Here is a 23700-nt window from a genome sequence, read left to right on the forward strand (position 1 = left end):
CCAGGGGGGCCGGACGGGCCGACGACGCCCTGGGCGGCCAGCGCGCCGGTGGCCTGCGGGATGGGGCGCTCGGCCTGGGCGATCAACACCACGTCGTGGCGTGCCGAGGACAGCTGCCGCGCGATCTGCCAGCCGACCTGGCCCGCGCCGCAGAGGATGACCCGCATGGTGTTCCGTCCTTCCCGCGCCCGCCAACGCCTATGCGTGACGGGCGCGGGAAGGACGGAACACCATGCGGGTCATCATCTGCGGTGCGGGCCAGGTCGGCTGGCAGATCGCGAGGCAGCTGTCCTCGGAACGCCACGACGTGGTGCTGATCGACCAGGACGAGCGCCTCATCCAGCAGGCCAACGACGCGCTGGACGTCCAGGGCATCGTCGGCCATGCCAGCCACCCTGACGTGCTGGACCGCGCCGGCGCGCATGACGGCGACCTGCTGATCGCGGCCACCGCCTCGGACGAGGTCAACATCGTCGCCTGCGAGGTCGCCGCCGCGCTGTTCACCGTTCCGCGCCGCATCGCCCGGCTGCGCGGGCACGGCTATCTGCTGCCGGAATATTCCGACCTCTACCAGGCCGACAGCCTGTCGATCGACGTGGTGATCAGCCCCGAACGCGAGGTCGCGCTGGCCGCGCTGTCGCGGCTGGACGCGCCCTCGACCTTTGACACCGAGACCTTCATGGACGGCCGCGTCCGCCTGATGGGGCTGGCGCTGAACCAGGACTGTCCGATCCTGAACACGCCGCTACGGCAGCTCGACCAGACCTTCTTCGGCCTGCGCGCCGTCGTCGTTGGCATCCGCCGGGGCGAGCGCTTCTTTGCCCCCGAGCCCGCCGACCAGCTGCATGCCGGCGATCGCGCCTATGTGGTCACGCCGGAAACCGACGTGGCCCGGACGCTGGACATCTTCGGCCTGCCGCCGCGCCGGATCGAGCGGGTGGTGCTAATCGGCGGCGGCAATATCGGCCTGACCGTGGCGCAGAAGCTGGACCGGCGCACCGGCATGAACGTCAAGCTGCTGGAACGCGACCGCGACCGGGCCGAGCGCGCGGCCGAACGGCTGAACCGCGTCGTCGTGCTGCACGGCGACGGCATGGCCGCCGACCTGATGGCCGAGGCCGGGGTACCCAAGGCCGACGCCGTCGTCACCCTGACCGAGGACGACCGCACCAACATCCTCGCCGCCGTCCGCGCCAGGCAGGCCGGGGCGCGCATGGTGGTGGCGCTGGTCAACGATCCGACCTTGCTGCCGCTGGCGGCGAGCCTGGGGATCGACGCCCAGATCAGCCCCCGCGCCGTCACCGTCTCGTCGATCCTGCGGCTGATCCGCCGCGGCCTGGTGCGCGACGTCTATGCCCTGGGCGACGCCGAGGCCGAGCTGATCGAGGCGCAGATCCTGCCCGGATCGGCGCTGGCCGGCGTCGCCGTGCGCGAGATGCAGCTGCCCCGGGGCGCCTTGATCGCCGCCGTCGAAAAGAAGGGCGAGGTCATCAAGCCGCGCCCAGACACGCGGATCGAGCCGGGCGACCTGATCCTCATCTTCGCGCTCGCCGGCGACGTCGCAGAGGTCGAGCGCCTGCTGCAGGTCTCGGCCGACTGGTTCTGAGGGGCGGGCCGGTGGACCGTATCGGACGCCTGCCGGTGCTGGTGATCGCGGGGCTGGTCCTTGCCGCGGCGATGCTGATCCCGGCCGCCCACGCGGCGGCGACCGGCGACCGGCAGATCGCCGCCGCCTTCGCCGTGTCGGCGCTGGGGTTCCTGACCCTCGGCGTGATCGTGGCGCTGGCCACCGCCGCGGCGCCGGCGACGGCACCCGCGCAGGGCGTGCTGGGCACGCTGATCGGGGTCTATGCCGGGCTGCCGCTGCTCGCCGCGGTTCCCTTTGCGGCGGTGATGCGGGACACCGGCCTCTTCAACGCCTGGTGGGAAATGCTGTCCTGCATGACCACCACCGGCGCGACGTTGTATGCCGCCGACAAGGTCCACCCGGCGCTGCACCTGTGGCGGGCGACGGTGGGCTGGCTGGGGGGCCTGTTCATCCTGGTCGCCGCCATCGGGATGATGGCACCGCTGCGGGTCGGCGGGTTCGAGCTGATGGACCGCTCGGCCGGCGCCGACGCCCGCTTTGGCCGCCTCGAGGGTCCGGCCGCCCGGACCGAGTTGCGGCCGGGCCGCGACTATGCCGCGCATCTGGCCGACCCGGCGCTGCGGATGATCCGCTGGGGGCAGGCGATCGTGCCGCTTTACGCGGGCGCGACGCTGGCGCTGTGGGTCCTGCTGATGATGACCGGAGACCAGGCGCTGAACGCGCTGATCCGGGCGATGGGGACGCTGTCGACCAGCGGCATCGGCCTGACCGGCGACCCGGTCGGCGCCAGCGGCGGGCTGGCGGCCGAGGCGCTGGTCGTGCTGTTCCTGCTGGCGGCGCTGACCCGCCGTGCCTGGCCCGGCGGCGGCGAGCTGAAGGCCAGCGTCCGTGTCGGCCGCGACCCGGAACTGCGAATGGCGGCCGGACTGATCCTGCTGGTCACGCTGGCGCTGTTCCTGCGCCCCTTCATCGGCGCCTTCGACGAGGCCGTGCAGCCCGTGGCGACACCCGAGCCGGCCGCCGACACGCTGGTCGGGGGCCTCGCCCGCGCCGCCGCCGCGGCCTGGGGCAGCGCCTTCACCGCGCTGTCGTTCCTGACCACGACCGGCTGGACCTCGGTCCACTGGGACGGCGCCCGGGCCTGGGCGGGGCTGTCGGCGCCGGGGCTGATGCTGGCCGGGCTCGCGATCATGGGCGGCGGCGTCGCCACCACCGCCGGCGGCGTCAAGCTGCTGCGGGTGTTCGCGCTGGGGCTGCACGCGCGGCGCGAGCTGGACAAGATCGTGCACCCCGCCTCGATCGCCGGCGGCGGCCCGATCACCCGACGACTGCGGGGCAGCGGCGCCTATCTGTCCTTCGTGTTCTTCATGGTCTTTGCGCTGTCCATCGTGGCCACGATCGCGCTGGTGTCGCTGCGCCCCGTCGCCTTCGAGACCGCCACCATGCTCAGCGTTGCGGCGCTGACCAATACCGGCCAGCTGGCCGAGGCGATCCCGCTGATCCCGGCATTCGAGGGCAGCGCCGGCATCGCCGGGTCGCCCTGGGCCGGCTGGGCCGGGCTGTCGGACGCCACCAAGGCCATCCTCGCGGCCGCGATGGTGGCCGGAAGGCTCGAGATGCTGGCTATCCTCGCGCTGCTGACCCCGGGCGCCTGGCGGCGCTGACCGGCGCGGCCGGAAAAGGGGCCGCATTTCCCCGGCCCACTGATTCGCTTTGGCTGGACGCATCGGCGCTTTGCCGATACTCTGCGGCCAAACGGGGCGGCACGATCCCGTGACTGTGAGGCAGCAATGGTTTCCCCCGAGCGGTTCTCGAACCTCCCGGACTATGCGTTTCCGCGCCTGCGGAAGCTGTTGGCCGGGGTGACTCCCGGCCCCGACCCCGTGGTGATGACCATCGGGGAGCCGCGCCACGGCATCCCCGATTTCGTCGCCCCGACGCTGCAACGGTCGGTGGCCGAGCTGGGGAAATATCCGCCCAATGACGGCACGCCCGAACTGCTGGCGGCGATCTCGGGCTGGCTGGGGACGCGGCACGGGATCCGGGTCGGGACCGACCGGATCACCATCCTGAACGGCACCCGCGAGGGGCTGTTCAACGCGGCCCTCGCGCTGTGCCCGGAACGCAAGGGTGGCCGGCAGCCGGTCATCCTGATCCCCAACCCGTTCTATCAGGTCTACGCCGTCGCCGCCGCCGCGGTCGGCGCGCAGGCGGTCTTCGTGAACGCCACCCCCGAGACCGGCCACCTGCCCGACTTCGCCGCGCTGGACCCCGAGACGCTGGACGCCACCGCGATCTGCTACCTGTGTTCGCCCGCCAACCCGCAGGGCAGCGTGGCGGGCCGGAACTATCTGGAACGGCTGATCGAGCTGGCCGAGCGCCACGATTTCCTGGTCTTCGCCGACGAGTGCTATTCCGAGATCTGGCGCGACGCCCCCCCGCCCGGCGCGCTGGCGGTGGCCGAGGGCATGGGCCTGCCCGACCGGGTGATGATGTTCAACTCGCTGTCCAAACGGTCGAACCTGCCCGGCCTGCGGTCCGGCTTTGCCGCCGGCTCGGCCGAGGCGATCGCCCGGTTCCGCATCCTGCGGTCCTACGCCGGCGCCCCGGTGCCCCTGCCCCACCAGCGGGTCAGCGAGGTGGCCTGGGCGGACGAGGATCACGTCATCGAAAACCGCGCCCTCTATCAGGCGAAATACGCCATCGCCGACCGCATCTTCGGCAACGTGCCCGGCTACCTGCCGCCCGAGGGCGGGTTCTTCCTGTGGCTGCCGGTCGGGGATGGCGAGGCCGCCGCGCGGCAGCTATGGGCCGAGGCGGGGGTGCAGGTGCTGCCGGGGGCGTATCTGTCGCGCGACACCGCGGCCGGGAACCCGGGCCAGGGATTCATCCGCGTAGCCCTGGTCGGGCCCGCGGCCGAGACCGAGGATGCGCTGACCCGCATCCGCGACACGCTTTACGGGAAGGGATGACGATGGCCAGCTGGCAGGCGAAACACCGCGATCCGCTGTTCGACCAGACCACGCAGGCGGCGCTGGAACGACGCGGCAAGGAACTGGCCGGGGCCGGCCTGATCGTCGCGGGCGTGGTGCTGGCGATGATCCTGTTTTCCTATTCCCCCGACGATCCGGGCATCGGCACGGCCACCGACCAGCCGGCGCAGAACCTGCTGGGCCGGCTGGGCGCCTATGTCGCCTCGGCGCTGGTGATGATCGTGGGCTACGGGGCGTGGATGCTGCCGGTGGCCGGGATCGGCTGGGGGCTGCGGCTGATGCTGCACCGGGGCGAGGACCGGCTGATGCGCGGCGTCTTCACCCCGCTGGCGATGGTGCTGGCCTCGGTCTATGCGACCTCGATGGTGCCGCCGGCGGGCTGGACGCAGGCCTTCGGCCTCGGCGGGCACCTGGGCGACATGCTGATGGGCGCGATGCTGCAGATGGTGCCTTTCGCGCCCGCGGTGGGGCTCAAGCTGCTGGCCTTCCTGACCGCCATCGCCACGGTGGCGCTGTCGGCCTTCGTGCTGGGCTTCGACCGGCGCGAGCTGATGGGGATCGGCCGGTTCCTGGCCACCGGGCTCGCCACCGCCTACGAACTGCTGATGACCCTGCTGGGGCGCAGCGCCTCGGCCTCGGTCGCCGCCGCACGCGAGGTGCGCCGCCGGTCCGAGGCGCGCCGCCTGCGGCTGGCCGGCGAGGCCGCCGAGACGTCGGTCGAGCCGGACGCCCTGCCCGCCGGGCTGCTGTCGCGCCTGCGCCGCGCCCCCGCCGAGCCGGCGGCGCTGGCGCCGGTGCCGCAATCCGAACTGATCGAGCCGCAGACCCATTATGCCGACGACGAGCCCGCCCCCGACGCGGCCGAGGTCAGCGCCCGGATCAGCGACGCGATCCGCCACCGTGCCGAAGCCGGGGCCGACGAAGGCGAGGCCCGCTCGGTCCTGTCCGCCGTCACCGCCCGCCTGACCGGCCGCGCCCAGTCCGTCGCCCCTGCCCCGCAGACCGATACCAGCCGCGTGGTCATGCCGCCGATGCGCAAGGCCGCGCCCTCGCGCCAGGCAGTGGCCGAGGCGCAGCCGAGCCTCGCCTTCGACAGCGCCGCCAACGGCTATGAAAAGCCCCCGCTCGCGCTTCTGGCCGCCCCCGGCACCGTCGAACGCCACACGCTGAGCCAGGAGGCGCTGGCCGAGAACGCCCGGATGCTGGAAGCCGTGCTGGACGACTATGGCGTCAAGGGCCAGATCACCGCCGTCCATCCCGGCCCGGTGGTGACGCTTTACGAACTGGAACCCGCGCCGGGGCTGAAGGCCAGCCGCGTCATCGGCCTGTCGGACGACATCGCGCGGTCCATGTCGGCCCTCTCGGCGCGCGTCTCGACCGTGCCCGGCCGCACCGTGATCGGGATCGAGCTCCCCAACCAGCGCCGCGAAAAGGTGGTGCTGCGCGAGATCCTGTCGGCCCGCGCCTTCGGCGACACCTCGATGCCGCTGCCGCTGGCGCTTGGCAAGGACATCGGCGGCGAGCCGGTGGTGGCAAACCTCGCCAAGATGCCGCATTTGCTGATCGCCGGGACCACCGGCTCGGGCAAGTCGGTGGCGATCAACACCATGATCCTGTCGCTGCTCTACAAGCTGACGCCCGAGGAATGCCGCCTCATCATGATCGACCCCAAGATGCTGGAACTGTCGGTCTATGACGGCATCCCGCATCTGCTTTCCCCCGTCGTGACCGACCCCAAGAAGGCCGTGGTGGCGCTGAAATGGGTCGTCTCGGAAATGGAAGAGCGCTACCGCAAGATGTCCAAGATGGGCGTGCGCAACATCGAGGGCTATAACGGCCGCGTCGCCGAGGCGCTCGCCAGGGGCGAGATGTTCCGCCGCACCATGCAGACCGGCTTTGACGAGGACACCGGCGAGCCGGTCTTCGAGACCGAGGAGTTCCAGCCCGAGAAGTTCCCCTATATCGTCGTCATCGTGGACGAGATGGCCGACCTGATGATGGTCGCCGGGAAAGAGATCGAGGCCTGCATCCAGCGCCTCGCCCAGATGGCGCGCGCCTCGGGCATCCATATCGTGATGGCGACGCAGCGCCCTTCGGTCGATGTCATCACCGGCACGATCAAGGCGAACTTCCCGACCCGGATCAGCTTTCAGGTGACCAGCAAGATCGACAGCCGCACCATCCTTGGCGAACAGGGGGCCGAGCAGCTGCTGGGCATGGGCGACATGCTCTACATGGCCGGCGGCTCGCGCATCACCCGCGTCCACGGGCCGTTCGTCAGCGACGAAGAGGTCGAGGAGGTCGTCAACCACCTCAAGTCCTTCGGCCCGCCGCAATACATGTCGAACGTGATCGAAAGCGCCGACGACGAGCGCGACGCGGAAATCGACGCGATCCTCGCCACCGACGGGTCGGACGACGCGCTGTACGACCAGGCGGTGGCGATCGTGGCCAAGGACCGCAAGTGCTCGACCAGCTACATCCAGCGCAAGCTGGCGATCGGCTATAACAAGGCGGCGCGCCTCGTCGAGCAGATGGAGGAGCAGGGCGTCGTCAGCCCCGCCAATCACGTCGGCAAGCGCGAGGTGCTGGTGCCCGAGGTGTGACCGGCTAACAAAGATGTCCGGCCCCTGTCAGCCGGGTGAAAGCCCCCGGGGGTCATCGTGGCCATCGGGGGCTTCCGTTTTGCGGGGCCTCGACCAACACTTGTTAATGCGACAATCTGGACAGCAACCGGCAGTCTGGTCAGGCGTTCACATAAAGATTTTCGCACATGAAAGTGAGATTGGCTGGTGACGCTTGACTTGGACCGCCGGGGGTTTCTGGCCGCATCCCTGGCCACCGGCGCGGTCGCGGCGGGCGCCGTTCCGCTGACCGCCGGGCGCGCCCGCGCCGCCGGGATGCCGCCCCGCTTCACGCCGCTGTCGCAGATGACCGGCACCGTCACCCCGACGCCGCTGTGCTTTGCCCCGGCCGGCTTCTCGCCGCAGGCGGGCAGCAGCCGCCTGACCGTGGAGGGCCGCCGGGTGACGCTGCGCCAGCTGGCCCGGGCGCCGCAGCGGCGGGCGAATGTCGTTTTCGAGCTGGCCGGGAACGGCGCCGATCCGGCCGCTGGCGCGGGGGGCTGCGACGTGGTGCTGGGGCAGATGCACGCCGCCGACTGGCAGGGCGTGGCGCTGTCCGACCTGATCGACCTGCGGGGCTGCGATGCCGACGCCGCGGTGCTGGTGCACGGGCTGGACGGCACCGTCGCGCTGCCGGCCTGGAAGGCCGCCGACGATGTGATGATCGCGACCGCCATGAACGGCGTCCCGGTCGGGGACTGGCATGGCGGCCCGCTGCGTCTGGTGGTGCCGGGATGGGAGGGCGCGCTGTGGATGCGCGGCGTCTCGGCCGTCGAGCTGTCCGCCGATCGCTGGGACGCCGCGACCGCCGCGACCGCCGCGACCGCCGGCGGCAAGTCAACCGACAGCTTGCACGCCAGCCGCGGCGGCCGCTGGTCGCATGTGCTGGCAGTGAACTCGGTCGTGACCTCGCCGTCGCGGTCCACCGCGCTGCGCCCCGGCGCGGCCCGGATCGAGGGGCTGGCCTGGACCGGCGCCGGGTCCGTCGCCGCCGTCGACGTCACGCTGGACGGTGGCCGGCACTGGCAGGCGGCCCGCGTCACCCCGGCCGGGAACCGCGGCGCGCTGCAGCGGTTCGTGCTGGAGGTCAGGTGGGACGGAAGGCCGCTGACCGTCGCCTCGCGGGCCACCGACAGCACCGGCGCGACCCAGGCTCCGGCTGGCGCATGGGCCCTCGCGCCCGCGCGCCTCGCGGGGCGGCACGTCAACGAAATCCGGACCTGGTCCGTCGGCAGCGACGGCCGGGTCATCCTCTGACCCTCTTTCACTCAGGAGAAGCCTCATCATGGCCAAGACCCCGGAACAGAAACCTGCAGACCCCAAGGCCGCGGCCCCCATGCCCGACGGCAAGACCGGCACCCCGAACCCGGCCGAACAGCGCCCGGTGCATGACGACACCAACAGCGACGCGGTGACCGCGGCCTTTACCGCCACCCGCGGCAATGGCGACGAACTGCAGGAAACCGTCAGCGACGCCGGCACCCGCCTGACCACCAACATGGGCATCCCGGTTTCGGACAACCAGAACAGCCTGCGGCTGGGCGCGCGCGGGCCGACGCTGCTGGAAGACTTCGTGCTGCGCGAAAAGATCTTCCACTTCGACCACGAGCGCATCCCGGAGCGGATCGTCCACGCCCGCGGATCGGTCGCGCATGGCACCTTCGAGGTCACCAAGGCGATCCCCGAACTCACCCGCGCGGCGCTGTTCCAGAAGGCCGGCAACAGCTGCGACGTGTTCGCCCGCTTCTCGACCGTCGCCGGCGGCGCCGGGTCGGTGGATACCCCCCGCGACATCCGCGGCTTTGCGGTCAAGTTCTACACGCCCGAGGGCAACTGGGACCTGGTCGGGAACAACACGCCGGTGTTCTTCATCCAGGACGCGATGAAGTTCCCCGACCTCGTCCACTCGGTCAAGATGGAGGCCGACCGCGGCTATCCGCAGGCGGCTTCCGCGCATGACACCTTCTGGGACTTCGTGTCGCTGATGCCCGAGACGCTTCACAACGTGATGTGGGCGATGTCGGATCGCGCCATCCCGCGCTCGCTGCGCTTCATGGAAGGTTTCGGCATCCACACCTTCCGCATGGTCAACGCCGAGGGCAAGTCGACCTTCGTCCGCTTCCACTGGAAGCCGCGCCTGGGGGTGCAGTCGCTGCTGTGGGACGAATCGGCCAAGCTGCAGGGCGCCGACAACGACTATCACCGCCGCGACCTGTTCGAGGCGATCGCCGAGGGCGGCTTCCCGCAGTGGGACCTGGGCATCCAGGTGATCGACCCGGCCTGGGCCGAGAAGCAGCCCTATGACGTGCTGGACGCCACCAAGCTGATCCCCGAGGAAGAGGTGCCGGTCCAGCTGATCGGGACGATGACCCTGAACCGCAACGTGGACAACCACTTCGCGGAAAACGAACAGGTCGCCTTCTGCCCGTCCAACGTGCCGCCGGGGATCGACTTCTCGGACGACCCGCTGCTGCAGGGGCGGCTGTTCAGCTATCTGGACACGCAGAAATCGCGGCTGGGGACGGCGAACTTCCATCAGATCCCGATCAACGCGCCGCGCTGCCCGATGCACAACTTCCAGCGCGACGGGATGATGCAGATGCAGATCCCCAAGGGCCGCGCCAGCTACGAGCCGAACTCCCTGGACAAGGCGGGCGAGGTGGGCGGCCCCCGCGCCGACACCCGCGGCGGCTTCATCACCGCGCGCCCGGTCACCGACCTGGGCCGCGAGGCGCCGACCGAAAAGCTTCGCATCCGGGCCGAGACCTTCGCCGACCACTACAGCCAGCCGCGGATGTTCTTCCGCTCGCTGACCGACGTCGAACAGGGCCATGTCGTCTCGGCGCTGGTGTTCGAGCTGTCCAAGGTCGCGCTGATGCATGTCCGCGAGACGGTGCTGTCGCACCTGCGCAACATCGACGAGACGCTGGCGCAGCGGGTGGCCGACGGCATGGCGATGGCGCTGCCGGCGGCGGCCGAGGCCGCGGTGGCGCCGGTCGACTTGCCGGTGTCGGACAAGCTGTCGATCCTCAAGCAGCCGGTGCCGGCGCCCAAGGGTCGCAAGCTGGGCATCCTGGTGACCGACGGCGCCGACGGGGCCGTGGTCGACGCACTCAAGGCCGCGGCCAAGGCGGCGGAGGCCTCGGTCATGGTGCTGGCGCCCAAGGTCGGCGCGGTCAAGCTGGCCGGGGGGACTGAGATCGCGGCCGACGCGCAGCTGGATGGGGCGCCCTCGGTGACCTTCGACGCGCTCGCGGTCGTGGCTTCGGCCGAAGGCGCCGACCAGCTGACCCGGCACAAGAAGGCGCTGGACTGGCTGTCGGACGGCTTCGCCCATCTCAAGGCCATCGCCCACACCGCCGAGGCCCAGCCGCTGCTGGACAAGGCGGGGGTGTCCAAGGACGACTTCGTCCTCGACGCCGGCAATGCGCAGGGGCTGATCGCCAAGCTGGCCGACCGGAACTGGGACCGCGAAAAGACGATCTGGCCGGCGCTGTAAGCCGCCCGCACGCGAACTCGGGGGCCGCCGCGGGGACACCGCGGCGGCTCCTCTGCCGTTCAGCGCGCGGTGCCGATCAATCGCCGCCGAACAGGTCGCGGGTGAACACCTTGTCGGCCACGTCGGCCAGGTCCGGCGACATCCGGTTGGCAAGGATCAGGTCGGCCCGCGCCTTGAACTCGGCCAGGTCGTTGACCACCGGCGAGTTGAAGAAATGCGGCTCGGTCAGCACCGGTTCATAGACGATGCAGGAGATTCCCCTGGCCTTGATCCGCTTCATGATCCCCTGGGTCGAGCTGTCGCGGAAATTGTCCGACCCGGCCTTCATCACCAGCCGGTGCACCCCCACGCATGTCGGACGCCGCGCGATGATCTGGTCGGCGATCACGTCCTTGCGGGTGCGGTTCGATTCCACCACCGCCGCGATCAGGTTCTGCGGCACGGTTTCGTAATTCGCCAGCAGCTGCTTGGTGTCCTTGGGCAGGCAATAGCCGCCATAGCCAAAGCTCGGGTTGTTGTAATGCCCGCCGATGCGGGGATCGAGGCTGACGCCCTCGACGATCTGCCGCGCGTCCAGCCCCTTGGTCAGCGCATAGCTGTCCAGCTCGTTGAAGAAGGCCACCCGCATGGCGAGATAGGTGTTGGAAAACAGCTTGATGGCCTCGGCCTCGGTCGAGCCGGTAAAGATCACCGGGCAGGTCGCCTCGGCGCCCTCGACCAGCAGATCGGCGAAGCGGTGGGCGGCCGGCGTGGTGTCGCCCACGACGATGCGCGAGGGGTGCAGGTTGTCCCACAGCGCCCGGCCCTCGCGCAGGAACTCGGGCGAGAACAGGATCGCGCCGGTGCCATGTTCCGCGCGCATCCGGTCGGTGAAGCCCACCGGCACGGTCGATTTCACGACGATGGTGGCGTCGGGGGCATGACGGCGGGCCAGTGCGATGACCTGTTCCACGCTCGAGGTGTCGAAGTGGTTGTGGCGCGGGTCATAGTTGGTGGGGGTGGCGACGATGACATATTCGGCGCCGGCCAGCGCCTGAGCCGCATCCAGAGTCGCGGTCAGGTCCAGCGTCCGGGCAGAGAGGAACTCGCTGATCTCGGCATCCTCGATGGGGCTCTGCCGGGCGTTGACGGCATCGACACGCGCCGCGGCCACGTCCAGCGCGGCCACCTCGTGGCGCTGCGCCAGCAGCACGGCCAGCGACAGACCCACATAGCCCAGACCGGCGACGGCAATCTTCATGGCGTTTCCTTCCGTTGCGCCGTTGGTGGACCCGCCTGCGGCAAACGACAAGAGCCGCGGCGATCAGACGCTCGTGTGCACTACCCGCCGCCGCGCCCGACCGGCCAGGGCCGGCGGCACGATCAGCCGCGTCCCCGGCGCGACGCGGGCGGCGAGCCAGCGCAGATCGGCGCGCGACATGGCGATGCAGCCCGCGGTCGGATAGCCGGGCCGGCGCCACTGGTGCAGGAAGATCGCCGACCCGGCGCCGGGCGTGGCCACCGGCCAGTTCCAGTCGGTGACCAGCACCAGATCATACAGCGGATCGGCCCGCCGCAGCGTCTCGTGGCTGGCGGCCAGCGGCGCGCGGACGGCGAGGTTATAGGCCGGGTCGGCGGGATCGTCGCACCACAGGTCGCCCGGCCCGATCGGCTCGGCCCAGGGCGCCGGCCGCGGCAGCCGGTCGGGGCGATACAGCAGCCCGGCGATGCGGTGGAGGCCCGCCGGGGTGGCGCCGTCGCCCTCGCGCTTGGCCGTGGTCACACCGCCGCGCCCGAGGCTGGCCGGGATCGCCCGGCCCAGAAAGCGCAGCCCCGCCGGCGTCAGCACCATGTCCAGCGGCGTCACAGCAGGTGCCCGGACTTGTCGCGCTTGACGGCCAGATAGCCCTCGTTCCAAGGGTTCACGCCGACGACCAGCGGCACGCGGTCCACCACCTCGATGCCGTGCGCCTGCATCATCGCCACCTTGCGCGGGTTGTTGGTCATCAGCCGCACCGCGCGAAACCCCATCCGGCGCAGCATCGCCGCGCCCAGGCGAAAGTCGCGCTCGTCATCCTCGAAGCCCAGCCGGTGGTTCGCCTCGACCGTGTCGAAACCCTGCGATTGCAGGTCATAGGCGCGCATCTTGTTGGCCAGCCCGATGCCCCGCCCCTCCTGGTTGAGATACAGCAGCACCCCGGCCCCCGCCTGCCCCATCGCGGTCAGCGCGGCGTGCAGCTGCGGGCCGCAGTCGCATTTCAGGCTGCCCAGCACGTCGCCGGTGAAGCAGGCCGAGTGCAGCCGAGCCAGCACCGGGGCGTCGCGGGGAGGATCGCCGATCTCGACGGCGTAATGCTCGGCCCCGCCATCTTCGGGGCGCAGGATTTGCAGGCGGCTCCGCTCGGCCGCGGCCAGCGGCAGCCGGGCGGCGGCGACGGGCAGCAGCGCGGCCTCGGCCGCCAGCTGCGCCAGGGTCGCGCCGGCGGGCAGCACGGTCAGGCCGGGGGGCGGCTCGGCCTGCACCAGCACCACGGCCGGCAGCAGCTGCGCCGACTTGGCCAGCGCGATGGCGGCCCGGTGGGCGGCGGTGTCGCCGTCGCGGTCAGTGAACAGCGGCCCCTTCATCGGCACCCGCAGGTCGTCGGCCGGGTCCGCCACCGCCCGCAGCCACGCCACGTCGGCGTCGGCGGGCACCCGCACACGCGCCAGATCGCCGTCATAGGCCCGCGCCTTCAGCGTCTCGGCCCGCCGGTCGGTGATCCCCAGCACCACCCGCCCCAGCCCCCGCAGGTCGGCCAGCCGCGCGGGCGTGAGCGTTTCCACCGCCGCCGCCAGGTGCCCGTCCAGCGCAACCGGCAGCCCCACGCGCAGGTCGGTGCGCGCGCGGCTGATCGTCTCGGGCAGGGTGGGTATCAGCGACATTCCTGAAACATTCCGTAACATAACCCCCGCCGGCGACAACTGCATGTGAACTTCGTTTCAAGCCGCTTTACCCGCGGCCTGGCCGCGCCATGTTCCTGCCATCCGAACCCCAAGGAGGCTGACATGGCCGGTTTGAAGAAGATCCTGCTGGTGGACGACGAGGACGACCTGCGCGAGGCGCTGGCCGAGCAGCTGGTCGCGACCGAGGATTTCGACGTGTTCGAGGCCGGTTCCGGCGCCGAGGCCGTCGAAAAGACCAAGGGCGCCATCTTTGACCTGGTGGTGCTGGACGTGGGCCTGCCCGACACCGACGGGCGCGAGCTGTGCAAGCGGCTGCGCAAGCAGGGCGTGAAGTGCCCGGTGGTCATGCTGACCGGCCACGACACCGACGCCGACACAATCCTGGGGCTCGACAGTGGCGCCAACGACTACATCACCAAGCCGTTCAAGTTTCCGGTCCTGCTGGCCCGGCTGCGGGCGCAGCTGCGCACCCATGAACAGTCCGAGGACGCGATCTTCCAGCTTGGGCCCTATACCTTCAAGCCGGCGATGAAGATGCTGATCGACCAGAAGGACCGCAAGATCCGGCTGACCGAGAAGGAAACCAACATCCTCAAGTTCCTGTATCGCGCCCAGGACGGGGTGGTGCCGCGCGACGTGCTGCTGCACGAGGTCTGGGGCTATAACGCCGGCGTCACCACCCACACGCTGGAAACCCACATCTATCGTCTGCGCCAGAAGATCGAGCCCGAGCCCTCGAACGCCCGCCTGCTGGTCACCGAATCCGGCGGCTATCGGCTGGTCGCCTGAGCGGGGGCTGAAAAAACCACGGGAAAAAGCGCGCCGGGCCGGGAACCGGGCCGGCGAACGGGGGTTATGACCCACGAAGCCCAGTGGCCGGGGATGCGGCCACCTCACTGTCCCTCTGTCCCTGTCGCCCCGGCCCCCGTGCCAGGGCTTTTCTTTGCCCTCACGCCGCCTCGGCTGGCAGGTGGTCGCGGCCGTGGGGTTCGTCCCAGTCAACCGCCGGGTTGATCGGGATGATCCCGTATTTGTTCAGGTCCGGGTGGCTGCGGTAGTAATGGTTGACGATGTGGTCCTGGCGCACCGTGTCGGCCACGCTGGGGATCTGATACAGGTCGCGCGCCCAGCCCCACAGGTTCGGATAGTCGCGCAGCCATGCACGGTTACAGCGGAAATGCGTGTGATAGACGCTGTCGAACCGCACCGCGCTGGTGAACATGCGCCAGTCGGCCTCGGTCAGGCGCGGGCCGGTCAGATAGCGCTGGCGCCCCAGCCGGTCGTCGGCCCAGGCCATGGTGTCGAAGACCGGGCCGATCGCCTCGTCGTAGGCCCCTTGCGTCGAGGCGAAACCGGCCTTGTAGACGCCGTTGTTGAAGTCATCATAGACCCGCGCGTTCACCGCCTCGATCTCTCCCGCCAGGTCGGGCGGGCAGAAATGCCGCGTGCTGCCGGTGATCCCGTCGAAGGCGCTGTCGAACATGCGGATGATCTCGGCGCTTTCGTTGGACACGATGGTCCCCCTCGCCTTGTCCCACAGGATCGGCACCGTCGCCTTGCCGGTCATCCGCGGAGCGGCGCGCAGGTAGATGTCGCGCACGAACGCGGCCCCCAGCAGAGGATCGCCGGTGGCGCCGGGGAAATCGGTCCCGAAGCTCCACCCCTCGGCCCCCATCACCGGGTGCACGACCGAGACGTCGACATGGGGCGCCAGCCCCTTGAGCGCCCGGAAGATCAGCGTCCGGTGCGCCCACGGGCAGGCATACGAGACATACAGGTGATAGCGCCCGCTTTCGGCGGCGAACCCGCCCTCGCCCGTGGGCCCAGGCGCGCCGTCCGGGGTGACCCAGTTGCGGAACCCGGCGGTCTGGCGCTTGTAGCTGCCCTGGCCCGCCACGGCGCCGACGCTGCCATGCACCCATTTCCCGTCCACGAGCTGGTTCATCGACTTTCCCTTTTCCGCCGCGGCGGTTAACCCTGCGCCCCATGTTCATCATCGCCACCTGGAACATCAACTCGGTCCGGTTGCGGTCGGGCCTCGTCACCCGGCTGCTGGGGCAAGAGGCGCCGGATATCCTGTGCCTGCAGGAATGCAAGTCTCCGGTCGAGAAGATTCCGGCGCAGCTGTTCCACGACGCCGGCTATCGCTGGATGGTCGCCCGTGGTCAGCGCGGTTATAACGGCGTGGCGATCCTGTCGCGCCTGCCGATCACCGATGCGGGCGACCGCGACTATGCCCGGCTGGGCCACGCCCGCCACGTCGCGGCGCGCCTGGACAACGGGGTGACGATCCACAACGTCTACGTCCCCGCCGGCGGCGACATCCCGGACCGCGCGCTGAATGCCAAGTTCGGGCAGAAGCTCGACTTCCTCACCGACATGCGCGACGCCTTCCGCGCCGACCGGCCGGAACGCTCGATCCTCGTGGGCGACCTGAACATCGCCCCGCGCGAGGATGACGTCTGGTCGCACAGGCAACTGCTCAGGATCGTGTCCCACACCCCGGTCGAGGTCGACCACCTGCTGACCGCGCAAGAGGCCGGGCGCTGGGTGGACATCACCCGCCAGGACATCCCGGAGGGGCCGCTGTTTTCGTGGTGGAGCTATCGCAACCGCGACTGGTCCGCCTCGGACCGCGGGCGGCGGCTGGATCATGTCTGGGCGACCTCGGACATCGCGGCGGCGGGCCACGCCAGCCGCATCCTGCGGCCGGTGCGGTCGTGGGAGCAGCCCAGCGATCACGTCCCGGTCTTCGCGAGCTTCGATCTCGCGGTCTGAGGCCCCGCGGCGCTTGCGGCAAAGCGCCCCGTTCGCGCCCGGTTTGCCGCGCAGCCCCTTTCCGCGGCGCAGCGCACGGCCCATATTGCAGGTTAACGTCGCAAACAGTTCCGGGACCACGCACATGATGCTCGATGCCGGGGGCGCAGCCGCCCCGAACACCGCCGATTTCATCAAGGACGTGACCGAGGCCGACTTCATGGCCGAGGTCATCGACGCCTCGATGCAGGTGCCGGTGATCGTGGATTTCTGGGCGCCGTGGTGCGGCCCGTGCAAGACGCTGGGCCCCGCGCTGGAAGCCGAGGTCGCGCGCCACAAGGGCCGCGTGAAGATGGTCAAGGTCGATGTCGACCAGAACCAGATGATCGCCGCCCAGTTGCGGGTGCAGTCGATCCCGACCGTCTTCGCCTTCTTCCAGGGCCAGCCGGTCGATGCCTTCCAGGGCGCTCTGCCGCCCAGCGAACTGAAAAAATTCGTGGACAAGCTGGTAGAGATCGGCGGCGACGATGGCGGCCTTGGCGCCGCGCTGGAAGCGGCCGAGGCGATGCTGGCCGAGGGCGCGCATGAGGACGCGGCCGAGACCTTCCAGGCGATCCTGGGCGAAGAGCCCGACAACCCGCAAGCCTGGGCCGGGCTGATCCGCAGCCACCTCGCCGCCGGCAACCCCGACGCGGCCGACGCCGCTCTGGCACAAGTGCCCGCCGCCGCCGCCCATGCCGCCCCGGTCGAGTCCGCGCGGGCCCAGCTGGCGCTTGCCCGGCAGGCCGCCAATGCCGGGCCGCTGGCCAATCTGGAACAGCGCGTCGCGGCCGATCCGGCCGACCACCAGGCGCGGCTCGACTATGCCGCCGCGCTGCACGCGGGGGGGCAGGTCGAACAGGCCATCGACCAGCTGCTCGAATCCTTCCGCCGCGACCGCGACTGGAACGATGGCGCCGCCAAGGCGCAGCTGCTGACGATCTTCGACGCGCTGCCGCCCACCGATCCGCTGGTGCAGAAGGGCCGTCGCCGGCTATCCTCGCTGATCTTCGCCTGACCATGCCGCGCGGCAACCGGACACTGCCCGATACGGTCCCGCTGTTCCCGCTGCCGGGCGCGATACTGCTGCCGCGCACCCGGCTGCCGCTGCACATCTTCGAGCCGCGCTATCTGCAGATGCTGGACGACGCGCTGCGCTCGGGCGAGCGGCTGATCGGGATGATCCAGCCGATCGGCGAGGGGCTGGCCAGCATCGGCACGGCGGGGCGGATCTCGATGTTCTCGGAAAACGACGACGGGCGGATGATGATCTCGCTGCGCGCCATCTCGCGGTTCCGGCTGGTCGAGGTGATCGAGGGTTTCACCCCCTATCTGCGCGGCCGCGTGGACTGGGCGCCCTACCGCGCCGACCTGCGCGCGGCGGTGCCCGACGATCCCGATTTCGACCGCCCCGGCTTCATGGAGCGGCTGGGCCGCTACATGACGGCGCAGGACCTGTCGACCGACTGGAACGCCGCCGAAGAGGCCGGCGATGAACTGCTCATCAACAGCCTGTCGATGCTGCTGCCGCTGGGGGTCGAGGAAAAGCAGGCGCTGCTCGAGGCCGAGACGCTGCCCGAACGCCGGCAGATGCTGGACGGGCTGATGGAATACGCGCTGCATGGCGGCGACGACGACGAGGAGGTGCTGCATTGACCGACGACCCCACGCCCGGCCCCGGAACTGATCGCCCGGGCGTTGCCCCCGGTTTTGACCGCCACATGCTCGAGGCGCTGGTCTGTCCGGTGACTCACGGCCGGCTGGATTACGACGCCGCACGGCAGGAGCTGGTGTCGACGACCGCCGGGCTGGCCTTTCCCATCCGCGCCGGCATTCCGATCATGCTGGTCGGCGAAGCCCGGCAGATCAAGGCCGACTGACGGCGGCCGGGGCGCGCCCTGCCCCGCCCCGGCGCTTACAGCCCCGCGCCCTCGTCGGCGCCGGTCATAAGGTTCAGGTTCTGCACCGCCGCGCCCGAGGCGCCCTTGCCGAGGTTGTCCAGCACCGCCACCAGCACCGCGCAGCCATTCTCGTCGCTGCCATGCACCGACAGGTCCAGCAGGTTGGTGTCGTTGAGGCTGGTCGGCACGATGCGCGGCTGCGGATCGACCACCCGCACGAAGCGGCTACCCTGGTAATGCGCCGCCAGCGCCGCCCGCAGATCGTCCAGCCGGCGCCCCTCGAGCTGCAGCGGCAGCTGCACCATCATCCCCTGCGCATAGCGGCCCACGGCGGGGGCGAAGACCGGCCGCCGGGTCAGGCCGGCGCGCAGCATGATCTCGGGCAGGTGCTTGTGGCCCTGCGCGAGGCCATAGGCAAAATGCGCCGGCGCGCCCTCGGCCTCCATCTCGGCGATCATCTCCTTGCCGCCGCCGGTATAGCCCGAGACGGCGTTGATCGTCAGCGCCTCGTCGGGCGCGATCAGCCCGGCCGCCACCAGCGGGGCGATCAGCGCGATGGCCCCGGTCGCATAGCAGCCGGGGTTCGACACATATTGCGCCCCCGTGATCGCCTGACGGGTCGCGGGGGACAGTTCGGGAAAGCCATAGACCCAGCCATCCGCCACCCGATGCGCGGTCGAGGCGTCGATGAACCGGGTCGGCAGCCCCTCGGCCAGCGCCACGGCGTCGCGCGCGGCGGCGTCGGGCAGGCACAGGATCGCCACGTCGGCCTCGGCCAGGGCGTCGCGGCGGGCGCCGGCATCCTTGCGCAGCGCCGGGTCGATCTGGACCAGCGCGATGTCGTCGCGGGTCAGCAGGCGGTCGCGGATCTGTAACCCCGTGGTGCCTGCCTCTCCGTCGATGAAGACCCGCGTCGCCATGATCGCCCCCGTTGTTCAGTCGGGGCAGAGATGCCGCCTAAGCCGGCGCGGCGCAAGTGGGCGGCCGCACCACGAAGTGCCGGTCGCGCGGGTTGTCGAGGCTGAAGGCCCCGCCGCGCCCCGGCACGGCGTCGATCAGCAGGGCGGTATCGGCCCAGGCCGCCGCCTGCGCGCCCGAGGTCCAGAAGCCCGCGCCGCCCACCGAGCCCAGCTGCACGTCATGTGCGCCGAGGCGGAATTCGCCCGCCGGATAGACCATCGGCGCGGTCCCGTCGCAGCAGCCGCCCGACAGGTGAAAGATCACCGGCCCATGATCGGCCTCGATCTCGGCCAGCAGCGCCAGCGCGGCCGGGGTGGCGGTGACGTTGTCGTGAGACATCGCGGGTGCCCTTCGCAAAAGCGGTGCCGGGGCGGGGTCGCGCGTGCGACAGGGACATCGGCAACCGGACCGACCCCGCCCCGGACCCGCGCGCCCCTTGCAGGGCGCGCAGGCGTCGCGTGGGGCTCAGAAGAAGCCCAGCTTGGACGGCGAATAGCTGACCAGCATGTTCTTTGTCTGCTGATAGTGATCAAGCATCATCTTGTGGGTCTCGCGCCCGATGCCCGACTGCTTGTAGCCTCCGAACGCCGAATGCGCCGGATAGGCGTGATAGTTGTTCACCCACACCCGGCCCGCCTTGATGCCGCGGCCCATGCGATAGCAGGTGTTCATGTCGCGGCTCCAGACGCCCGAGCCCAGCCCGAACATCGTGTCGTTGGCGATCTGCAGCGCCTCGGCCTCGTCCTTGAAGGTGGTGACCGAGACGACCGGGCCGAAGATCTCCTCCTGGAAGATCCGCATCTTGTTGTTGCCCTTGAAGATCGTCGGCTTGATGTAATAGCCGCCCGACAGCTCGCCGCCCAGGTCAGCCGCTTCGCCGCCGGTCAGGACCTCGGCGCCCTCGTTGCGGCCGATGTCCAGATAGGACATGATCTTGTTCTTCTGTTCCTCGGACGCCTGCGCGCCGATCATCGTGTCGGCTTCGCGCGGGTCGCCCTGCTTGATCGCCTGGGTGCGCTTGACGGCGCGTTCCATGAACTGGTCGTAGATCGATTCCTGGATCAGCACGCGCGACGGGCAGGTGCAGACCTCGCCCTGGTTCAGCGCGAACATGGTGAAGCCTTCCAGCGCCTTGTCGAAGAAGTCGTCATCCTCGCGCGCCACGTCGGCGAAGAAGATGTTCGGCGACTTGCCGCCCAATTCCAGCGTCACCGGGATCAGGTTCTCGGCCGCGTACTGCATGATCAGCCGGCCGGTCGAGGTCTCGCCGGTGAAGGCGATCTTGGCGATCCGGTTCGACGACGCCAGCGGCTTGCCGGCCTCGAGCCCGAAGCCGTTGACGATGTTCAGCACGCCCTCGGGCAGCAGGTCGCCCACCAGGTCCACCCAGACCATGATCGAGGCCGGGGTCTGTTCGGCCGGCTTCAGCACCACGCAGTTGCCCGCGGCCAGCGCCGGGGCAAGCTTCCAGCAGGCCATCAGCAGCGGGAAGTTCCACGGGATGATCTGGCCCACCACGCCCAGCGGCTCGTGGAAGTGATAGGCCACGGTGTTGTCGTCGATCTGGCTCAGCGAGCCTTCCTGCGCCCGCAGCACACCCGCGAAGTAGCGGAAATGGTCGATCGCCAGCGGGATGTCAGCGGCCATCGTCTCGCGGATCGGCTTGCCGTTGTCCCAGGTCTCGGCGGTGGCGAGCAGTTCGAGGTTCGCCTCCATCCGGTCAGCGATCTTCAGCAGGATGGTCGAGCGTTCCTGCACGCTGGTCCGGCCCCAGGCATCCGCGGCCTTGTGGGCGGCGTCGAGCGCCAGGTTCACGTCCGCCTCGTCCGAGCGGGCGATCTCGCCGGTGTCCATCCCGGTGATCGGGGTCGAGTTCTGGAAATAGCGCCCGGCTTGCGGGGGCACCCACTTGCCGCCGATGAAATTGTCATAGCGCTTGGCAAAGGGCATATTGCTGACGCCCTTGAAGCTGGTCTGTTCGTTCATCGAATCCTCCATCCGCCCGGTCCTCCACCGGGATCAGGATCAAAGCTGGGCACCATCCGCCCCTGCGTCAATTCGGCGTGTCGAGATTCGGGCCGGCGACTGTCTCACCGATGAGACAGTCAGCGCGCGTCCAGCCCCAGCCGGGTCATCTTGCGATACAGCGTCGCTCGCCCCACCCCCAGCGCGCGGGCGGCGGCGGTGACGTTGCCGCCGCTGCGGGCCAGCGCGCGGGTGACGGCGGCGCGTTCGGCGCGGTCAAAGCCGGTCAGCTCGTCCTCGCGCCCCAGCAGGTCGGCCAGCGGGCGCGGGGTCAGCGCCCCGGTCCGCGGCAGGCCCAGCGCCCGGCGCGCATCGCGGGTGGCGCCGATGGCCAGATCGTCGCGGTCGACGGCGACCAGCGCCTCGGCGGCCTCGCCCGCGACCACCATGCGCGCGCCCGGAAAGGCGGCGCGGAACCACGCGGCCTCGATCTGCCGGGCGGTCTGGCCGACCATCGCAGCGATCAGCGCGTTGATGTGCTCGGTCTGGTCGGCGCGGGCCGAGGACACGTCCAGCGCCGCGATCACCTGCCCCTCGGGGCCGTGGATCGGCGCGTCGATGCAGCTCATCCCGGTATTGCGGGACAGGAAATGCTCGTCGCGGTGGATGATGACCTGCCGGCCTTCGGCAAGGCAGGTGCCGACGCCGTTGGTGCCCTGCGCGGCCTCGGACCAGTCGGCGCCGGGGGTGAGGTCCCAGCGGTCGAAGGCCTCGGCATCGGCCTCGGACACCCGGCGGTCGAGGATGATGCCGTCGGCGTCGGTCAGCACCACCGAACAGCCCGAGGCGCGGACGAGGCCATGCAGCGCCTCGATCCGTGGTGCGGCGACGGACAGGAACCCGCCCGCCATCGCGCGGCGGTCGGACAGGTCCTGCCCGGTCAGGCGTTGCGGGCGCAGGGGGGCGGCGGGGTCCAACCCGTGCTTGACGGCCGAACGCCGCCAGCTCGAGGTCAGCGCCGACAGGTCGTCCGCCGCCTGCGTGCGTTCCATCACCCGATCCGCATGGGGCCGTGCCGCCATTGATGATTCGCTCCTCTCCCCCCGCCACTATAGCGGCCGTCCGGGGGTCAGTCCCATTCCATCTCGGCAAAGGCGGCGGCGGCGTTGCGCGCCGTGGTGGCGTCAAAATCCGCCCACGCCGGGGCCAGCGGGGCCAGCGCGGCGGCGACCGCCGGAACCGCCGCCGACAGCCCCTGCCCCGCATCCAGGGCGGCCCGGACCGCATCGCGCAGCGCGCCCAGATAGGCGGTCTCGTCGGCCGCCGCCTCGGCGAGCGTCGCCGCCACCGGCCCGTGGCCCGGCACCACCCGCGCCGCCTCGGGCGGCGGCGCGGCGAGCCACGCGAGCCACCCCTTCAGCGAGCCGTCCAACACCGGCGTCAGCCGCCGGAACACCAGGTCGCCGGTGAACAGCGTGTCCGACCGCGCGTCCCGCACCGTCAGGTCGCTGTCGGTATGCGCCGTCGCCACCGGGGTCAGGGTCAGCGTCGTGCCGCCCAGGTCCAGCGTCGTCTCGGCCGCGATCACCCGGGCCGGAGCGACCAGCGCCGTCCCCAGCCACGGCTGGGCGCCGATCTGCGCGGGGATGCTCTCCAGCCAGGTCTCGCGCCGGGCGGCGATCGCGTCGGGCAGCCGGGCGTCGGCGATGATCTCGCCGCCGGCCTCGGCCATCACCTCGGCGCCGGCAATGTGGTCGGGGTGCATGTGGGTCAGGATCACCGGCCCGATCGGCAGGTCGGTGAGGCGGCGGATCGCGGCGAACAGCGCCTCGCCCTCTTCCCGCGACCCGCCGGGGTCGATGACGGCGACGCGCTGGTCGCCGATGACCACGCCCAGATTGGCGATCCGGCCGCGATTTTCGCGCGACAGCGGCCCGTCCGCGCCGCGATGGACATGGACGCCCGGGGCAAGCTCCGTCAGCTCCAGCGCCGGGGCCTGGTCCAGCGGCACGCAGGTCCAGCCCTTGCCGGTCAGGTCCGGATGCCCCGCCAGCCAGTCCGCCGACACCGAATCACCCCTCGCCTGACAGGCTGCCGCGTCCCCGCCCGCCCCCTGCGGCAGCAGGCGCGGGGCGCAGTCGCCGGGCGAGGCGGCCAGGCAGGCGGTCAGGATCAGCAGGTGCATCTGGCAAACTCTCCCGGCATCATCTGCCATTCTTTCCCGACGCACGCCGCTTTCGGCGGCAATCTGCGCCGTCTGCGACCTTGGTCGGGTTGCGCGCCGGCGCGGCTCACATAGGCTCGCCCCATGCCGACCCCGGCATGAGCCAGAGGAGGAAACGTCATGGCCTGGAGCAAGCCCGTCCTGAAGGAAATCGCCTGCGGGATGGAAATCAACATGTACGCGCCCGCCGAGGACGAACCCGTCCTGTTCTGAGACAGGCGCAGGACC

At 70.5% G+C, this 23700-nt stretch carries 22 protein-coding genes; 12 read left to right on the forward strand and 10 right to left on the reverse strand.

Features of this window, described 5'->3' with window-relative positions; all coding sequences use genetic code 11:
* The coding region (locus IC63_RS19245) for an NAD-binding protein (RefSeq protein ID WP_198026298.1) at positions 1 to 167 on the reverse strand (167 nt) is incomplete at its 3' end.
* Between the two features lie 65 nt (positions 168 to 232).
* Here IC63_RS19245 and trkA point away from each other — a divergent pair.
* From trkA to IC63_RS10415, 6 genes are all read left to right on the forward strand, one after another.
* The gene (gene trkA, locus IC63_RS10390; RefSeq protein ID WP_036719961.1) at positions 233 to 1606 is read left to right on the forward strand and encodes a Trk system potassium transporter TrkA; all 1374 of its coding nucleotides are present in this window, start codon (positions 233 to 235) and stop codon (positions 1604 to 1606) included.
* Between the two features lie 11 nt (positions 1607 to 1617).
* On the forward strand, positions 1618 to 3252 hold the full coding sequence (locus IC63_RS10395) for a TrkH family potassium uptake protein (protein WP_036719964.1): 1635 nt from the start codon (positions 1618 to 1620) through the stop codon (positions 3250 to 3252).
* Positions 3253 to 3378: 126 nt separating this feature from the next.
* Positions 3379 to 4560, forward strand: coding sequence for an aminotransferase class I/II-fold pyridoxal phosphate-dependent enzyme (locus IC63_RS10400; RefSeq protein ID WP_036719966.1), 1182 nt, complete (start codon positions 3379 to 3381; stop codon positions 4558 to 4560).
* A 2-nt stretch (positions 4561 to 4562) separates the two neighbouring features.
* Positions 4563 to 7187, forward strand: a complete 2625-nt coding sequence (locus IC63_RS10405) for a DNA translocase FtsK (protein WP_036719968.1) — start codon at positions 4563 to 4565, stop codon at positions 7185 to 7187.
* A gap of 186 nt (positions 7188 to 7373) precedes the next feature.
* A complete protein-coding gene (locus tag IC63_RS16990; RefSeq protein ID WP_052042094.1) occupies positions 7374 to 8462 on the forward strand; it encodes a molybdopterin-dependent oxidoreductase in 1089 nt (362 codons plus the stop codon).
* 28 nt (positions 8463 to 8490) lie between these two features.
* Positions 8491 to 10704 carry a catalase gene (locus IC63_RS10415; protein WP_232222581.1) on the forward strand — a complete coding sequence of 738 codons (2214 nt, stop codon included), beginning with the start codon at positions 8491 to 8493 and terminating at the stop codon, positions 10702 to 10704.
* A 76-nt stretch (positions 10705 to 10780) separates the two neighbouring features.
* Here IC63_RS10415 and IC63_RS10420 read toward each other — a convergent pair whose 3' ends face one another.
* The 3 genes from IC63_RS10420 to ribA form a co-directional block, all read right to left on the reverse strand.
* The gene (locus IC63_RS10420) at positions 10781 to 11944 is read right to left on the reverse strand and encodes a nucleotide sugar dehydrogenase (protein ID WP_036719970.1); all 1164 of its coding nucleotides are present in this window, start codon (positions 11942 to 11944) and stop codon (positions 10781 to 10783) included.
* A gap of 63 nt (positions 11945 to 12007) precedes the next feature.
* Positions 12008 to 12550, reverse strand: a complete 543-nt coding sequence (locus tag IC63_RS10425) for a L,D-transpeptidase family protein (RefSeq protein ID WP_036719972.1) — start codon at positions 12548 to 12550, stop codon at positions 12008 to 12010.
* Complete coding sequence (gene ribA, locus IC63_RS10430; RefSeq protein WP_036719974.1) at positions 12547 to 13605, reverse strand: GTP cyclohydrolase II; 1059 nt, start codon at positions 13603 to 13605, stop codon at positions 12547 to 12549. The genes IC63_RS10425 and ribA overlap by 4 nt, the downstream gene beginning before the upstream one ends.
* Before the next feature lie 123 nt (positions 13606 to 13728).
* Between ribA and IC63_RS10435 the strand changes: the two genes are divergently transcribed.
* Positions 13729 to 14415, forward strand: a complete 687-nt coding sequence (locus IC63_RS10435; RefSeq protein WP_036719975.1) for a response regulator transcription factor — start codon at positions 13729 to 13731, stop codon at positions 14413 to 14415.
* A 160-nt stretch (positions 14416 to 14575) separates the two neighbouring features.
* Here IC63_RS10435 and IC63_RS10440 read toward each other — a convergent pair whose 3' ends face one another.
* Positions 14576 to 15571, reverse strand: coding sequence for a glutathione S-transferase family protein (locus tag IC63_RS10440; protein WP_036719977.1), 996 nt, complete (start codon positions 15569 to 15571; stop codon positions 14576 to 14578).
* A 41-nt stretch (positions 15572 to 15612) separates the two neighbouring features.
* On the opposite strand from IC63_RS10440, the gene IC63_RS10445 reads away from it, so the two are divergent.
* The 4 genes from IC63_RS10445 (at position 15613) to IC63_RS18130 (ending at position 18302) form a co-directional block, all read left to right on the forward strand.
* On the forward strand, positions 15613 to 16404 hold the full coding sequence (locus IC63_RS10445; RefSeq protein ID WP_036719978.1) for an exodeoxyribonuclease III: 792 nt from the start codon (positions 15613 to 15615) through the stop codon (positions 16402 to 16404).
* A 127-nt stretch (positions 16405 to 16531) separates the two neighbouring features.
* Positions 16532 to 17440: a thioredoxin gene (trxA, locus tag IC63_RS10450; protein WP_036720006.1), complete on the forward strand. Its 909-nt coding sequence runs from the start codon at positions 16532 to 16534 to the stop codon at positions 17438 to 17440.
* Between the two features lie 2 nt (positions 17441 to 17442).
* Positions 17443 to 18078: an LON peptidase substrate-binding domain-containing protein gene (locus tag IC63_RS10455; protein WP_036719980.1), complete on the forward strand. Its 636-nt coding sequence runs from the start codon at positions 17443 to 17445 to the stop codon at positions 18076 to 18078.
* Positions 18079 to 18143: 65 nt separating this feature from the next.
* A complete protein-coding gene (locus IC63_RS18130) occupies positions 18144 to 18302 on the forward strand; it encodes a Trm112 family protein (RefSeq protein WP_156965440.1) in 159 nt (52 codons plus the stop codon).
* Positions 18303 to 18337: 35 nt separating this feature from the next.
* On the opposite strand, the gene argC is transcribed toward IC63_RS18130, so the two are convergent.
* From argC to IC63_RS10485, 5 genes are all read right to left on the reverse strand, one after another.
* Positions 18338 to 19243: an N-acetyl-gamma-glutamyl-phosphate reductase gene (gene argC / locus IC63_RS10465; protein ID WP_036719982.1), complete on the reverse strand. Its 906-nt coding sequence runs from the start codon at positions 19241 to 19243 to the stop codon at positions 18338 to 18340.
* Between the two features lie 37 nt (positions 19244 to 19280).
* The gene (locus IC63_RS10470) at positions 19281 to 19622 is read right to left on the reverse strand and encodes a DUF779 domain-containing protein (protein WP_036719984.1); all 342 of its coding nucleotides are present in this window, start codon (positions 19620 to 19622) and stop codon (positions 19281 to 19283) included.
* A gap of 126 nt (positions 19623 to 19748) precedes the next feature.
* Positions 19749 to 21269, reverse strand: a complete 1521-nt coding sequence (gene adh / locus IC63_RS10475) for an aldehyde dehydrogenase (RefSeq protein ID WP_036720008.1) — start codon at positions 21267 to 21269, stop codon at positions 19749 to 19751.
* A gap of 119 nt (positions 21270 to 21388) precedes the next feature.
* On the reverse strand, positions 21389 to 22300 hold the full coding sequence (locus tag IC63_RS10480) for a GAF domain-containing protein (protein WP_232222582.1): 912 nt from the start codon (positions 22298 to 22300) through the stop codon (positions 21389 to 21391).
* A 77-nt stretch (positions 22301 to 22377) separates the two neighbouring features.
* Positions 22378 to 23433 (reverse strand): quinoprotein relay system zinc metallohydrolase 2, encoded by a 1056-nt coding sequence (locus tag IC63_RS10485; protein ID WP_036719988.1) that lies wholly within the window; start codon positions 23431 to 23433, stop codon positions 22378 to 22380.
* Positions 23434 to 23592: 159 nt separating this feature from the next.
* On the opposite strand from IC63_RS10485, the gene pqqA reads away from it, so the two are divergent.
* A complete protein-coding gene (pqqA, locus tag IC63_RS10490) occupies positions 23593 to 23685 on the forward strand; it encodes a pyrroloquinoline quinone precursor peptide PqqA (protein ID WP_036719992.1) in 93 nt (30 codons plus the stop codon).
* The last annotated feature ends 15 nt before the right edge of the window (positions 23686 to 23700 follow it).

This window comes from Paracoccus sphaerophysae, from assembly GCF_000763805.1.
Classification (GTDB): Bacteria; Pseudomonadota; Alphaproteobacteria; order Rhodobacterales; family Rhodobacteraceae; genus Paracoccus; species Paracoccus sphaerophysae.

Excerpts from the sequence above, each read along its gene's own strand:
- trkA (WP_036719961.1), top strand. The coding sequence starts at position 233 with ATGCGGGTCATCATCTGCGGTGCGGGCCAGGTCGGCTGGCAGATCGCG.
- IC63_RS10400 (WP_036719966.1), top strand. The coding sequence starts at position 3,379 with ATGGTTTCCCCCGAGCGGTTCTCGAACCTCCCGGACTATGCGTTTCCG.
- IC63_RS10405 (WP_036719968.1), top strand. The coding sequence starts at position 4,563 with ATGGCCAGCTGGCAGGCGAAACACCGCGATCCGCTGTTCGACCAGACC.
- IC63_RS10415 (WP_232222581.1), top strand. The coding sequence starts at position 8,491 with ATGGCCAAGACCCCGGAACAGAAACCTGCAGACCCCAAGGCCGCGGCC.
- IC63_RS10420 (WP_036719970.1), bottom strand. The coding sequence starts at position 11,944 with ATGAAGATTGCCGTCGCCGGTCTGGGCTATGTGGGTCTGTCGCTGGCC.
- ribA (WP_036719974.1), bottom strand. The coding sequence starts at position 13,605 with ATGTCGCTGATACCCACCCTGCCCGAGACGATCAGCCGCGCGCGCACC.
- IC63_RS10435 (WP_036719975.1), top strand. The coding sequence starts at position 13,729 with ATGGCCGGTTTGAAGAAGATCCTGCTGGTGGACGACGAGGACGACCTG.
- IC63_RS10440 (WP_036719977.1), bottom strand. The coding sequence starts at position 15,571 with ATGAACCAGCTCGTGGACGGGAAATGGGTGCATGGCAGCGTCGGCGCC.
- IC63_RS10445 (WP_036719978.1), top strand. The coding sequence starts at position 15,613 with ATGTTCATCATCGCCACCTGGAACATCAACTCGGTCCGGTTGCGGTCG.
- trxA (WP_036720006.1), top strand. The coding sequence starts at position 16,532 with ATGCTCGATGCCGGGGGCGCAGCCGCCCCGAACACCGCCGATTTCATC.
- IC63_RS10455 (WP_036719980.1), top strand. The coding sequence starts at position 17,443 with ATGCCGCGCGGCAACCGGACACTGCCCGATACGGTCCCGCTGTTCCCG.
- IC63_RS18130 (WP_156965440.1), top strand. The coding sequence starts at position 18,144 with ATGCTCGAGGCGCTGGTCTGTCCGGTGACTCACGGCCGGCTGGATTAC.
- argC (WP_036719982.1), bottom strand. The coding sequence starts at position 19,243 with ATGGCGACGCGGGTCTTCATCGACGGAGAGGCAGGCACCACGGGGTTA.
- IC63_RS10470 (WP_036719984.1), bottom strand. The coding sequence starts at position 19,622 with ATGTCTCACGACAACGTCACCGCCACCCCGGCCGCGCTGGCGCTGCTG.
- adh (WP_036720008.1), bottom strand. The coding sequence starts at position 21,269 with ATGAACGAACAGACCAGCTTCAAGGGCGTCAGCAATATGCCCTTTGCC.
- IC63_RS10480 (WP_232222582.1), bottom strand. The coding sequence starts at position 22,300 with ATGGAACGCACGCAGGCGGCGGACGACCTGTCGGCGCTGACCTCGAGC.
- IC63_RS10485 (WP_036719988.1), bottom strand. The coding sequence starts at position 23,433 with ATGCACCTGCTGATCCTGACCGCCTGCCTGGCCGCCTCGCCCGGCGAC.
- pqqA (WP_036719992.1), top strand. The coding sequence starts at position 23,593 with ATGGCCTGGAGCAAGCCCGTCCTGAAGGAAATCGCCTGCGGGATGGAA.